The organism is Micromonospora sp. NPDC049139 (assembly GCF_055586845.1).
This window is the reverse complement of sequence record NZ_JBVJHK010000017.1, coordinates 154,212-169,297: the sequence shown is the minus strand read 5'-3', so window position 1 is coordinate 169,297 and position 15,086 is coordinate 154,212. Positions and strand designations below refer to the sequence as shown.

Here is a 15,086-nt window from a genome sequence, read left to right as displayed (position 1 = left end):
GCTCTCCTCCCAGCTCTCTTCTCGGCACGGTCACCCGTTCAGCATGTCGTGCAGCGTCGCCTCGTCGGGCAGCGAGAAGCCGAGCACCTCCCGGGCGATCCGCTCGGCCTCCGCCCGGCCGACCGGCAGTGAGCCCCCCGGACCGGGCGGTGCCCCGCCCGCCGTCCAGTGGGCCGAGCGCTGCCCCCGCTCAGACGACTCGACCACTCCCAGGCCACTCACCGTACCGTTGGTGGCCAGCAGGGCGTAGTAGACGAGGGCGTAGCGCTCGTCCTCCAGATCGGTGCGGCCCAAGGTGTGCGGGTCCGACGTGGCGATCGGCGGCGTGGGGACGGCCGGCGGTGCCGCTGGCGGACCTGCCATCGGTGGCGGCGGAGTCGGCTGCGGCTCCAGGTGGGCAAAGCCCCTGCTCATCAGGTCGAGGAATTCCCGCACGGTCATCGGCGTCGGGTGGTCCCTGTTCCACGGATTGCGCAGCTGCACCTGACCGTTGCCGACCGCGACCACCTCGTAGGCGTGACCGGCGTAGAGCCCGTGCGGAAGCTTCTTACGGATCGATGCGGGGTATTCCGTTTCCGACTTGGTGCCGGTGATCACCGGGCTGCCGGCGGCCAGCAGTGCGGCCAGCCGGGCTTCGACGGCTGCCTCCCGCCCCGGCGTCGTGTCGAACTGTTCGGCGCGACTCGGCACTCCGGTGAGCTGGGTGAGCAGCTCGGCCTGCATCCGCGGGGTGCTGCCGACGTCCAGCCGGGCGTAGCCGGTCGGCGCGGCCACGTGCGGATCCTTCGGGCTGTGCCACGACCGCCAGTCGCGCTGCCACTGCTCGTGCCGTTCGGTGCTCCAGGTGCGGTCGACCGCCGCGAGCGCCTTCTCCAACAGCGACGCCCAGGAGCTGCCGTTCACCGACTGATCAGCGTAGGCGGTCGCACCGTTGTAGCCAGGGCGAAGCGGCACGTCCGGGTGCACAGTGATCCGCAGTCGCCGGCCCGTCGGGTTGATCGAGTCCCCGAGCAGGGCACTTTCGTGCAGCAGCACGTCGACCGTGCCGTCCGGATTGGGCTGGAACAGCCCGGCGATGGCGTCCGGACGGTGGGCGGCGACGGCGGCCATGCTGGCCAGCATCCCGCAGTCGCCGAGCATGCCCTGCCGCACCTGCTCCCGGCGGGGCGGCCCGTCGAAGGTCGGAACGGTCTGGCCGGTCTGCGCGTGGTGTGCCCGGCCGTACTCGGGGACGGGCTGGCCCGGCTCCGCGGCCGGCAGCGTGACCCGGTCGGCGACCACCACGGTCTCGCCGGCCGTGACGGTCGCGTCGACCTCCACGTCCACTGGCGGTGCGCCGGGCACCGACGCGCGCAGCGCGCGGGTGAGTACGTCCGGCACCAGGGCCAGCACCCGGGCGTTGGTCAGGTAGTGGAAGTCGTGCGTGTTCAGCACCGCCATGGCGGCGGGGTTCGCGCCGTACTCGGCCCGGAACGCGACCCGGGCGCGAACCCGGTCCTCGGCCAGCAGCGACTGGCGCCCCGCCTCCGTGCCCAGGTCGAAGGCCGACCGCGACTCCGCCAGCCAGAACTCCGGCGCGCGGTCGAGCACGTACGGGCGCAGGTCGAACCGGCCGGTCAGGTCGACGTACACGCCCTCGGCGGCGATCCGGTCGGCGAGCTGCGGATCCACCTGCCGGATCAGGTCCAGCTGAGCCGGCGGCATGGCGATGATCTGCCCGGCGCAGGCCGGCATCCGGGGCAGGCTGGACTGCGCCTGCTCACCCTGGACGGCCAGCTCACGCAGCCGGGCATCCACCTCGGCGGCCGAGGGCACCTGGGAGCCCGTAGCCAGCCGGGCCCCGTAGTCGATCGCGCGGAAGCGCTCGACGGTGCTCGCCGGGATGCCGCCGAGCACATCGGTGATCGACTCCGGAGTCACCAGCGGCACGCTCAACTGCATCAGGTGGGTGGCCACGTCGCCGGGGAGGACGCCCCAGCGGGCGGGCGCGTCCGGGGTGCCCAGGCGCAGCCCGAGATGGTCGACCAGGGCGTCGATCTCGGCCCGGAGGGTGAGCCGGGTCGCCGGATCCGCGCCCGCGTACGACGCGGCCAGGATCCGCAGCTCCGCCAGCCGGCCGTGGTCCTGCGCGGTCAGACCGGCCGGGTCGATCGGCCCGTCGCGGTGGTCGGCGTCCAGCTGACCGACCAGAGCCTGGCCGGACTCGTGCAGCGCCACCAGCTCCGCCACCTCGTGCGCCAGCGCCCGGGTGACCGCGGCGTCAGTCGCCCGGTCCGACACGGTGAGCGTGAACGAGCCGTCCAGGTTCCGCACCGTCTGGGCCACCACGCCGTCGGCGAGCGGGCCGGCCGCCACGTTCAGCGACAGCGGGTCCAGGCCGGCCACCCGCACCTCGAACCGGTCCGGGGTGACCGCGACGATCTGGTCCGCCCGCGCAGCGCCAGCCACCGTGGGCAGCGCGGCCCGGGCCGCGTCCACCACCGCCGCGGCGTCAGCCGTCGGCCGACCGAGCCCGTCGAACGACGAGTTCGGCACCGCGGTGGTAGTGGTACGGGCCAGCTCGACGTGCGCGTACCAGGGGCTCATCAGGTCGAGGAAGGCGCGCACCGACATCGGCGTGGGGTGGCTGCTGTTCCACGGGTTACGCAGCTGCACCTGACCGTTGGCGACGCCGACCACCTCGTAGGCGTGCCCGGCGTACAGACCGTGCGGAAGCGTCGCGGTCTGGTACGCCGACGCCGGCCGGGTGCCGGTGATCACCGGACTGCCGGCGGCCAGCAGTTCCGCCAGCCGGGCCTCGGCGACCGCCTCCTGACCGGGCGCGGTGTCCAGCTGGTCCACCGACGTCGGCAGGCCGGTCAGCTGGGTGAGCAGCTCCGCCTGCACCAGTCGCGAGCTGCCGTTGTTCAGCCGCGCGTAGCCGAGCGGGGCGGCCTGGGTGTCGGCCACGCCGGGTCGGTTGGTCCACTGCTGCTGCCACTGGTCGTGGCGTTCCTGCGTCCAGGTCCGGTCGATCGCGGCGATCGCCTTCTCCAGCAGCGAGGCCCAGGCCACGCCCACCGACGACTGGTCCGCGTAGGCCGTCCGGCCGTCCGGGCCGGGTCGCAGCGGTACGTCCGGCTGCACGGTGATCCGCAGCCGCCGCCCGGTCGGCGTCACCGACCGGCCGGGCAGGCTGCTCTCGTGCAGCAGCACGTCCACCGTTCCGTCGGGGTTGACGTGGAACAGGTCGGCGAGTGCGGCGGGCAGGTGGCCGGCCACCGCGCCGATCACCGCGATCATGCCGCAGTCGCCGAGCATGCCCTGCTGCACGTCCTCGCGCTTGGGCGGCCCGTCGAAAAGCGGCGGCGGCTGGCCGTTCTGGCTGTCGAGCGCCTGCCCGTACGCCACGGCCGGGGTGCCCGCCTCGGCGGCCGGCAGGGTGACCCGGTCGGCGACCGCGGCGGTCTCCGCGGGGCCGGAGGCGGTGGCGGTGGTCTCCCCGGTCGTCGCCTCGGCGATCGGGCTGAACCCGTGCAGCACCTGGGTCAGCGCGTCCGGCACCAGGCCCATCACCCGGCCCGCGCCCAGGTAGTGGAAGTCGTGGGTGGCGAGCAGGGGGACCGGCTGGCCACCGGCGAGACCACGTAGCGCGGCGCGTGCCCGGACCCGGTCCTCGACCAGCAGGGCCTGCCTGCCGGCCGGCGTACCCAGGTCGAACGCCGGCCGCGCGTCACCCAGGTCGATCTCGGGCTGGCTGTCCACCGCGTACGGTCGCAGGTCGAACTGGCCGGTCAGGTCGACGTACACGCCCTCGGCGGCGATCCGGTCGGCGAGCTGCGGATCCACCTGTCGGATGAGGTCCAGGTGAGCCGGCGGCATGGCGATGATCTGCCCGGCGTACGCGGGCATCCGCGGCAGGCTGCTCTGGGCCTGCTCGCCCTGCATCGCCAGCTCGCGCAGCCGCGCGTCGAGTTCGGTGGTCGACGGCACCTGGAAGTCCGGGGCGAGTCGGGCCCGATAGTCGATCATCCGGAACCGCTCGACGTCGGTGAGCGCCGGGCCGCCCTGCAGCACCTGGGTGACCGACTCGGGCGTCACCGACGGCACGCTCAGGCGCACCAGGTGCGTGAACACGTCCCGCGGGATGGCGGCCCACCGCGCGGGTGCGGCGAAATCGCCCACCCGCAGGCCGAGGTGGTCGACGAGGGCGTCGATCTCGGCGCGTACGGCGAGCCTGGTGGCCTGGTCGCCGGCCTCGTACTCGGCGGCGAGCAGGCGGATCTCGGCCATCCGGCCCCGGTCGTGCGCGGTGAGGCCGGCCGGGTCGATCAGCCCGTCGACGTTGCCCGGGTCGAGCGGTCCGACCAGGGCCTGCCCGGACTCGTGCAGCGCCACCAGCTCCGCGACCTCGTGCGCGAGCGCCCGGGCGATGACGCCGTCCACGGCCCGGTCCGAGACGGTCACCGTGAACGACCCGTCCGGATTGCGCGTCGACTGGGCCACCACCCCGTCGGTCAGCGGGCCGACGGTCAGCTCCACCCGCAGCGGGAACAGGCCGGCTGCGCGCACCTCGAAGCGGTCCGGCGCGACCGCCGCGACCTCGTCCACCCCGGCGTACGGGGCCACCTGCGGCAACGCGGCCCGGGCGAGGTCCAGCACCGCGGCCGGGTCGGCCGCCGGCCGCCCCAGACCGTGGAAACCCGAGTTCGGTACCGCCGCCGCCGTGATCCGCCCAGGGTCGGCGCCGTTGTCCGGGTCGCCGCTGCCCTCCGGGTTCGGGCCGGCCGCCGGGCCGGTGCCGTTCTCCGGACCGGTCGCGGCCGGGTCCGTCCGGCCGCTGCCGACGGTGCCGAAGAGGCGGGAGAGCAGACCGGTGCGGCGGTGCGTCTCCGCCAGCCGCTCGGCCAGCCGGCCGGTGGTCGACTCGGCGGCGCTCAGGCGGCCCTCGAGCCGGTCGGCGGCCCGCTCCAGCTCGGCGATCGGCTCGTTCAGCCGGTCAACGACCTGGTCCACCCGGTCGGCGGCGGCCCGGGCGTCGCTGCGCGCGTCGAACCGGCTGCGCACGTCGTCGGCGGCGAGGCCCTGCCGCTTGGCGTGCCACTTCGCCACCCCGATCACCGGCGCGGCGGCCACCGCGGCGATGGGGATCACCGGCGCCAGCGGACTGGCCACCGCGACGGCGACCGCGGTCGCCGCGGCGGCGGTCGCCCCGGTGGTCAGCACACTCGACACGAGGTAGGTGCGCAGGCGGGGAATGCCCGGTGGACGGGCGTCCTCGGCGGCCCGCCGTTCGGCCCGGAGCGTGCGGAGCTGCCGCGTCCGGCCGGCGCGGTCGCCGCCGAACTCCGCGACCACCTGCTGGGCCTCGGGGGGCAGCTGCGCGATCCGGTCCGGCGCCCCGAGCATGCCATCCCGCAGACCCAGCCGGTCGATCACCGCGTGCAGTTCGCGCAGGGCCGGCTTCAGGGAGACGGGATCAGCGGTACGCACCTGGTGCGCGGCCGTCTGCAACTCCCAGGCGTCGGCCCTGCTCAACCGTTCCGGACCGGTCGCATCGGGCGTCCCGCCCTGGTCCGGTGCGGCTGCCGGGTCCGGTGTGGCTGCCGGATCCGGCGCGCCGGCGGCCGGGTCGGGCGTGGTCGTGCTACCGGGCGTGGTCGAGGTCTCGGTCGACCCGGCCGAGGCGGTGTGCCTCTGCGCCAGCCGGTCCATGGTCGCGTTGATGTCGTCGAGGCGCCGCGAAGCCGCGTCGAGCTGCCGGGCGGCGTCGGTCACGGCCGTCGCCGACGGGCCGGCGAGCCCCTCCACCCGTGACGTCGGGTCCGTCGCCGGGTTGGGGTTGGCCAGGTCCCAGGTCCGGCGGGCGTCCTTGATCCGGGCCTCGACGCGCTTGAGCAGCAGGTCGCGGAGCGGACCGACGAGCCCACCGGCCAGCATGCCGACCGGCCCGGCCCCGGCGGCGACCTGGAGGACCTTGGCCACCCCGACCGTCGTCCCGGCCTGAACCAACGGGCCGGGCGTCTGCTCGACCGCGTAGACCCCGATGCTCGGCACGTTGCTCGGCCGTTGGGCGCTGTCCGTCGCCTGTGCCGGCGGGCGGGTGAGCAGCCGTGCCGCCCGGTCGGCCAGGCCCGGACGCCCGTGCCGCTCGACCACCGGCCGCAGCTCCGCCGGCAGCAGCTCACGGCGCTGATCCGCGCCCGGCGTGCCCTCCCGCAGACCGAGCTGGTCGACCAGGACCCGCAGCTGCCGGGCCACCGACGGGCGGGCCAGCAGGCCCGCGGACTCGTGCCGCGCGGCAAGCTCGGCAAGCCGTCGCAGCGAGGCCGTGTCGCGCGGGTCGCGGGACCCGGCTGCGGCCGGGTCGGTCGACGTCGCCGGATCGGTTGACGTCGCCGGGTCGGTCGACGTCGCCGGATCGGTTGACGTCGCCGGATCGGTTGACGTCGCCGGGTCGGTTGACGTCGCCGGGTCGGTCGACGCGCGGGGCCCGGGGGTCGTCGTGACGTCCGGCGCGGCCAGCCCCGCCCAGGCCGGGTCGCCGAAGAGCAGGCGGCGGAACGAGTCGGCGAGGCCGTTGCGGCGCTGCGACTCGGCGAGTCGGCGCTCCAGGTCGGCCAGGCGCTGCTCCAGGTCGGCCGTCCGTCGGGCGGCGGTCGCGGCGCGGTCGGCCACTGCGCCGATCGGGTCGGCGAGCGCCTCGGCCGCCTGGGACAGCAGCGCCTCCGCCGGCAGCGCCGGGTGTTCCGCGTCCCAGGTGTCCCGGGCGTCCTTGGCGGCGGCCTCCTTGCGGGAGATCACCGGGTCGACCGCCGCGCCGGTCGCCGCTGCGGCCAGCGCGCCCGCGATGCCGAACCAGCCGAACTTCAGCTGGCCGAGGAGGTCACCGACCCCCGCGATCGTGGCGGCCGTCAGCAGGTTCGGCGCGGTCTCCGCCACCGAGATCCACCAGGGCGCGACCTTGCCCGGCCGCTGCCCGTCGGCCGGTTGGCGGCCGATGACGACCCGGGCCCGCTCCCGGACCGCGGTCGTCCGCGAGTCGCCGAACCGGTCGACGAGCGGCCGCACGTCGGCCGGCAGCAGGTCCCGGCGCTGGTTCGCACCCGGCGTTCCCTGCCGCAGCCCGAGGTTGTCGAGCAGCGCCCGGATCTCCCGGCCCGTGCTGAGCCGGGACCACGGCCGCGCCCCGTCGTGACGGGCGACGAGACTGCGCAACTCGGCGAGCCGCCCATGTTCGTGCGGGGTCAACCCGACGACGGGCGGACCACTCTGGCCGTCGGTCGACGTCGGCGTACCGCTGCCGGGGCCGCGGCCGGTCGCCGCCGAAGGGTCCCCGCCGACCGGCCCGAACCGGCGGGGCCGGCCCATCAGCCGGTGCCGGCGCTCGTTCTGGCGCAGCTGCTCCTGGACGGCCGCGGCCTGCTCGCCGAGCCCGGTCACCGCCTCGCCCAGCTCCTGAAGCGCCGAGGTCGCGTCGCCGGTGCGGGCGGCGAGCGCCTCCCCGGTGGTGGTGTCCGTCTCCGCGGCGCTGCGGGCGTCCTGACGGGCGTCGTACCGCGCCCGCCGGTCCTCGGCAACCAGGCCGGCCCGCTTGGCCAGCCACTTCGCCGGTCCGGTGGCGATCGCCCCGACGAGCGCGCCGGCGCCCAGCATCAGGGCGACCTCCGGCCGGCCGCCGGCGTCCAGGGTGAGCTTCGCCGCCAGCGCGGCCAGGAGAGAGTTCACGGTGAGATGCGTGACCAGGTACGTCCGCATCCGGGGCAGACCGAGGGGGCGGGCATTCGATTCCGCCTCGGCGGCGCGGCGGTCGGCGCGCAGCCGGGAGCGCTCGCTCGTCCGGGCCGAACGCTGGCTGGTCGCGTCGGCCAGCGCGGCCCGCGCCTCGGCGGGCAGGGCCGCGACTCGCTGCTCGGCGCCGAGCATGCCGTCACGCAGGCCCAGCCGGTCCACGATGGCGGCCAGCTCGCGTCGCGCAGCCGACCGGGACCACTTGTCCGCGGTCCGGACCTGGTGCGCGGCCGTCACCAGCTCGGCCACGTCGGCGCGGGTGAGCGGCGTGACGACCGACGCGCCCTCCGCCAACGGCTGCCCGAGGGCGGACAGCTCGGCAACCTCGTGCGCCAGCGCACGCCCGATCACCGCGTCGGCAGCCCGGTCGGAGACCGTCACCACGGCCGTACCGTCGGTGTCGAACACGCTGCTGGCGGCCGCATGGTCGGCGACCGGCCCGCTGGTCACCCGGAGGTTGAACTGACTGCCGTCGGCGCGGGTGACCTGGTACGTCCCGTCGGTCAGGGCGGTCACGGCCTGCACGCCGGCGTGGGCGGCCACACCGGGCAGCGCGGCCCGCGCCTGGTCGAGGACGGCGTCCGGATCGGCCTGCGCCCGTCCCTCGCCGTGGAAGGCCGTGCCGGGCAGTGCGCTCGCGGTGATCGGTTCGCTCGTCGGCACGCTGCCGTCGGTGGACGTGTCGCTGTTGCCCGGGGTCGCCGGCTGCGCGGTGTGGTCGGTGTCGGTGTCGACGCCCGGTGCGGTCGTGTCGGTGTCGACGCCCGGTGCGGTCGTGTCGGCGTCGAGGTCGACGTCGGTTGAGGTCAGTCCGGTTGGTCCACCTTCGGCCACACCTGCCGCCCGGTCACCCGGCCCTGCCGGCGTGCCGCCGCGTACCGCTTGATCACCAGGGGTGGCGGCAGGCTGGGATGGGCCGTCACCACTCCCGTCTCGTCGATGATGAAGACCCCCTGGCCCAGATGCCTGCCCTGCGCCCGCTCCTGCGGAGAGAGCGTCTCCTGGGCCGCCCAGCCGAACTCGAACGGGAACACCGCCACCGGGTTGCTGGTCCCCAGCAGGCGGGTCATCAGTTGCCGGGCTTCCTCCCTGGTCATCGGCATCGCTCGGCTGCACCTCCATCGACCACAGGTCGTACGTCCCATCAACATAGTCGCCGGGCAGCACGTCCGAGATGGTGTCGCCCTGCTGCGGGTCCCACCAGACCGGCCCGTCCGCGCCCTCGGGGTAGACGATCAGGAAGGCGTGTTGCGCGGCCCCGCGCACGTTGCCGTCCTCGTCGAGCTGGGGCTCGCCGGTGTTCTCGTCGAAGGCGAGCCACTCGACGACGACGACCGCGGCCGACCCCGGACCGGCGTCGTGGATTCGCTGGTAGAGCTGCTGGTACCGCTCGGTCACCGCCGCAGCGCGTTCGGTGGGAGTGGACGGCAGCGCGTCGCTGTCGCCGGTCCACTCGCCGCCGATCCAGCTCTGCACCCGGCCGAAGCCGTCCAGTTCGCCGGTCGCGGTGTCGACAGAGCCGTCCTCGAGCTGGTCCGGCCAGCGCGGCAGGGCCACCTGCGGATCGCCGAAGAAGCTGGCCAGCGCCGCCAGGGAGCAGTCGATGCAGTTGTTGCTCCGGCCGGGCTGGCCCGACCCACCGTCGTTGATCAGCTGGCCGTACGGGTGGGTGGACGGATCCGCGAAGACGGCGTACCCGTCGGGGGTCCAGAGGCTGTCGGCGACATCGTCCTGGAACTGGGGATCCTCCAGCGGCGCCAGCTCGTCCGGCCCGAAACGCCGGGTGTCCGGCATCGGCCAGCCCTGCATGTCCGGGTAGCCCTGGGCCTGGTCGTCGTCCCCGGGCGGCTCCTCGACGGTCTGCTCGCCGGCCGTCTCCTCGGTCGACGTGTCGGCCGTCTCCTCGGCCGCCGGGTCGTTGACGGTCAGGTCGCCTGGCGGCAGATCTCCGTCAACTCCGCTTCCGTCGGCAGCGGAACCGTCGTGAAGTGGGCCGTCTCCCGTTCCGCCGTGGCCCGGTCGACCGCTCGGGTCAGATGACGCTCCGGATTCGCGTACAGGATCGCCGTCGCCACGTCCGGTCGGAAGTTCCACGTTTTGGTCGGCCGATCCCAGATGACGGCCTGGGTCGGTCCGCTGCTCCGGAGCAGCGCGATCACGTTGACCGGCACTTCCGGATTGTCCGGGCGGAACAACAGGTGGTATCGGAAGTTGGGTTCGGCCATCTGTGCTCCCCAGAGAGGCGGGATCGAAGCCGGGCAGGTCGGAGGCGTCCAACCCTCGCTCGGCGAGGGCTTCCTGGAACGTACGGCCCTGCGCGGCCAACTCGGCGGCGTACTCCTGCAAGAGATCCGCCTGGGCCGGCTTGGCAGCCCAGGCCGCGAAGCTGGTGTCCTTCGGCGTACCGAATCGCTCCGGCCGACTGTCCATGCCCCCGGGCATGGCCGCCGCCGCACCGTTCGCCTTGTTGATCGCCAAGATGTCGAGGTACGCGTGGACCTGCGCGACGACGGGCGAGGCGGGATCCCGCATCACCTCGTACGGGACGTGGGTCTGCTTACCGATGGCGTAGCTGGTCGCTGTCGGGAACTGCAGTTCGAAGGTACGGCCGTTCGGGGACACCAGCGTGCAGTTCAGCCCGAAGAACCGGTTACCGGAATGCCAGAAGTTCTTCAGGTCGGTGACCTGGTAGCCGCTGGCTTCCAGCGTGCTGAGCAGTTGGTCGACGGCCGGCCCGTACGCCTCGGACTCCGGGCCGCGAACCGAGAAACGCACGACGTCGTTGACGGTTTGCAGCGCGCTGTCCAGGTCATAGCCCATCGGCGCCAGCTCGGTGCGGAACTTGCGGGCCAGCGATTCCGCGCCCTTGACCCGGTGTTCCTCGCCCAGCGTCCGCAGCGCGTCCTCGCCGGTCAGCCCGAGCTGCGCGTTGACGTCGGCGGCGACGCCCTGCAGTTCGGCGAGGATCTGGTCGGCGTCCTGCTGGGCCGCGGCGACGGCGTCGAGCAGCGTTGCCCGTTCGGTGCCCGACAGCTCGCCCAGGTAGTCGCTCTCTGCGGCGCCCGACTGCTCCTGGGCGGCCGTGGGGTCGCCGGCGCTCATCTCGGAGTTCTGATCCGCTGGTGCGGTGGAGTGTGGCGGCACCGGGTCCGGTCCGGCGGTCGGGGCGTCCGTGTCGGTCCGGGTGACGCCCGGCGTGATCGGGTCACCTTGGGCATCGAGCGTGATGGACCAGACGTTGTCGACACCGGCGCTGTAGATCGGGCCGGTGTCGGAGACCGTCCGCGCCTGGACGTCGACCCACACGATCGTCCCGTGGTGGTTCACCGCGTTCCAGGTGTGCGCCCGGCCGCTGGAGTCCGTGGAGGTGGTGATGATCAGGGCAGCCGAGCCGTGGCCGGCGTCCTGAAGAGCGGCGGCGATCTCGGCCAGTCCGGACGTGCCGGTGCCGCGGTGGCTGAAGGTGGTGCGCAACGCCTGTTCCTGCCGGGCAGTGCTGTTGCGCTCGACGGTCGTCGCGTCCGCCGTGGCCGCTGCCACCTCCGGCCGACCGAACCAGGTGGACAGGAAGGATAGACCGGCGTCGGCGCAGTTCCGGTCCCGGCCGGGGACCGTCGGGCCCCCGTCGTTGACCAGACCCGCCCAGTTGCCCACGCGGGGGTCAGGGTGCACCTCCGGCCGGCCGGTGTCCGGGTTGCGGGGCACGGCATCGTCCAGTGCCTGCTGGTCGGCCTGGTCCGGTGGCACCAGGCCCTGCGGATCCCCGTACGGACGGGAGTCGCTCAGCGGTCGCCCGTTGCCGACCACCCCGGGCACCGGCGGCTGGTAGACCGACGGCGACCTGTCCGGATCCGTGATCGGATCGACGTTGAACTGCGGCAGGAAGTGCGTGCAGGAACGGCACGGGGACCGGTAGTGGCCCAGGTCGTACCGAACCCCAGTGTCATCGAAGCCGGTGGCGACCTGGTGCGTGACGATCTTCGACCCTTGGAAGGCGTCCAGGGCGTACTGCTCGAAGGTCCCTGGCTCGCCAACCGTTCGCCACTGCTGTTCAAGCCGGTAGAGCTGATCCGATACCAGCGCGACCTCAGCGCACTGACCGTGGCCGGCGCCAGTCCTGTTGCCCAAGGCGACTGCGGTCCGGCCGAGGGCAGCCTGAGCGAGCGGGTGCACCGCCGGCTGGGTCGGCGGCGTGGTGCCCTTGTCGGGCCTCATGCTGGTGTGGGTGGTGATGTCGCCGTTCGGCATCATCAGCGCGCCCGCCATGCCCGGCATCTTGCCCTTGGAGATCGTCTTGGCCTTGACCGCAGTCCGGACGGTCTCGGCCAGCGTCCGGGACGCCTCGATGAGCATCCGCTCGGCGTCCGGGCCGCTCGGGTCGCCGGGGACGGTGATCGGGTCGAGGTGCCAGCTGTAGGTGCCGCGACCGGTCGGGCTGGTGGAGCGGGTCAGCGTGGTCGGGTCGACCGTCCCGTTGTTGGCGTTCGGCGCGGTCGGAGTGCCGCTGTTCGGACCGTTGCCGGTCGACACCGGGACGACCACCACGCCGTCGGCGGAGGTCCGCTGGGCCGGAACTGCATCCGCCGGGTCCGTCGTCGCGTCGGTGTTGGCGTCCGGGCCTGCCGACGGGTCCGGCGTGCTCGACGGGTTGGTCCCGGTCGCGTCGGGGACGGCCGGCGTGGCGTCCGGGCGGGTCGAGCCGTCCGGCGCCGCGGCGACGTCCGTGGGCCCGACACCGACCAGCGGGGTACGCCCCTCCGGCCGTCCGGACGGGCTGGCCTGGCCGGTGTCGGGCTGGCTGGTCGTGCCCTGCTGCGCCGGGGTGCCCGGCTGGTTCGGGGTGCCCTGGTTGGTGCCGCTGGCCGGCGCGGTGCTCGTCGTCGGGGCGCTGGTCGACGGCGTGGTGGCGGGCCCCAGCGAAATGGAACCCGCCGAGTTCGCCGTGGTCGGGTTGACGGTGGGTGTCGGGCGGCCGGTGGTCGGCTGTGTGTTCGTACCGGTGTTGGTCGCCGGCGCGGCCTGGGTGCCCGTCCCGGTCTGGCTGCTCGTGTTCGTGCCTGGCGCGTTCGTGGTGGGCGCGTTCGTGGCCGACGTGTTCGTGGTGGGGGCGTTTGCGGTCGACGCGTTCGTGGCGGGAGCGTTCGTGGTGGCAGTGGGCTGTGCGGTCGTCGCTGCCGTCGACCCGACCACGGCCGGGTTCGTGGTGGTGCCGCCGCTGCTCGGCGCCGTCGGCACGGTGCCGGGAGGTCCACCGGCTACGGAGGTGCCCACCGTCGTGCCAGGTACGACCGCGGGTGCCTGGTCGCCGGCGAGCGGATCAGCCGCGGAGTCCGACGTGGTGTCGCTCGTCCCGGAGTGGTCGGTGGTCTGCGACGGCGGAACATCCACGGTGGACTCGGAGGACGGCCCCACGGAACTGCCGACGTTGGTCGTGGACGACCCGTCCTGGATGCCGCCGGTGGTCGAGGAAATCGAGTCGGAGCCCGTGCCCGTACCGGCGTCGGCGGAGCCCTGGTCGGTGACCAGGCCAGTGCCCGGCGCATCGGCGGTGACCGGGGTACCGGCGGCCGGCGTACCGTCGCTCGTGCCCGGATCGGTGCCCTGGCTGGTGGCCGACGTGTCGGACGTGCCCGTGGCCGACGTGTCGGACGTGTCCGCGGCCGGCGGGGCGCCGGCGTCGGCCGTCGGTGGGGCGAGCGAGATCGATCCGGACCCGGAGGTCGGCGCGTTGCTCGGGCCGGCGTCGGCGCTCCCGTCGCCCTGGCTGCTGCCGCTCGAACCGCTGCCCGAACCCGAACCGGACCCACTGCCCGACCCTGAACCGGAGCCCGAGCCGGACCCACTGCCCGAGCCGGACCCACTGCCCGAGCCGGACCCACTGCCCGAGCCGGACCCACTGCCCGAGCCGGACCCACTGCCCGACCCCGAGCCTGAGCTGCTACCGGAACCCGAACCCGAGCCGGACCCACTGCCCGACCCTGAACCGGAGCCCGAACCCGAGCCACTACCCGACCCCGAACCCGACCCGCTGCCCGAACCGGAACCCGAGGTCGAGCCCGCGCCGCCGCTGCCGGCACCGCTGCCCGTTCCCGTGCCGGCGCCGGTCCCCGTGCCGTTGCCGAGGTTGCCGAGGTTCGCCCCGCCGACCGTCGGGTTCCCGGTGCCGGTGCCCGTCGTGGTGCCGGTACCGATGCCCGTCGTGGTGCCGGGGTCGAAGCCGGCGAGCCGGTTGTGCAGGTTCGCCATGCCGCTACCGAGGTTGCTGGCCGCCATCGTGGCCCCGCCGCGACCGGCACCGCTGGCGAAGCCGCCGAGGAACGCGTCAGCCCCGGGCATGTTCCACTGCCCGGTCATGGTGGCGTTGGCCAGAACGCTGGCGGCTGGCGAGATGACCGCGTTCTGCAGGCCGGCGGCGAGCGAGTTGCCACCCCAGCGGACGACCCCGGCGCCCCGGAAGTTCATCGCGGGGGGACTGAACGAGACCGGCATCCGGGGCGCCACGTTGTTGCGGGCGAAGCGGGTGCCGGCGTTCAGGCCGGTGCCGAGGATCGCGCCGTAGGCGCCGCCGATGCCCGCGGTGGCGGTACGCTTGACGTCCCACTCCGTCCGCGTGCCGGCGTTCATCTGGTACGCCTGGGCGCCGATGTCGATGATGAGTTCCTCGCCGACCTCCTCGGCGAGTTCGAGGGCGAACCGCCGCCCGGCGTTGCGTAGCGCCTCGCTGGTGACCCGCCGAGTGATCTGGGTGCCGACGGTGCGCAGGGCCGCCTGCATCCCGGCGCGGGTGAGGAGTTGCCGGCCCATCTGCGCGATCAGCCGCCGGAACGCGACCGTCACGGCCTGCCGGCCGGCGGCGAGGATGCCCGGGATCGCTCCGGCCGACACCCCACCCAGCCAGGCCATCAGCAGCGCCACGAAAACCGCGATTACGGTGATCATCACGGCGATGAGGACCGTCAGCTTCGCGTACTCGATTTCCATGGCCGCGTTGTCGCAGCCGCTGGCGAAGGCGGACGCTGCCTCCTGGATCAACGGCAGGCCGGTGCCCGGATCGACGCCGAGCTGGTTCCAGAGCTGGCCGAACGCCTCGCCGGCACCGCCGCCCCAGTTCTGGAGGATCTTCATGGCGGCCGGGTCGGCGTCGGCGAGAGCGTCGTTGATCGTCTCGGCGAGGCCGTTCCACGCGTCGGCGAGGTCGCGCATCCGGTCCTCGTCGCCGGTGGGCCACGCCTCACCGGCGCTGACCCAGCAGATGGCGTCCCAGACCCACGCGTACTCGCCGAGCGAGGCCTTGGGATTCGGTACCGCCACCTGTT

At 74.0% G+C, this 15,086-nt stretch carries 1 protein-coding gene; it reads right to left on the bottom strand.

Annotated elements, in window-relative coordinates:
- Positions 1 to 30: 30 nt before the first annotated feature.
- On the bottom strand, positions 31 to 15,081 hold the full coding sequence (locus ACZ6Q9_RS25655) for a toxin glutamine deamidase domain-containing protein (RefSeq protein ID WP_396829835.1): 15,051 nt from the start codon (positions 15,079 to 15,081) through the stop codon (positions 31 to 33).
- Positions 15,082 to 15,086 lie beyond the last annotated feature (5 nt).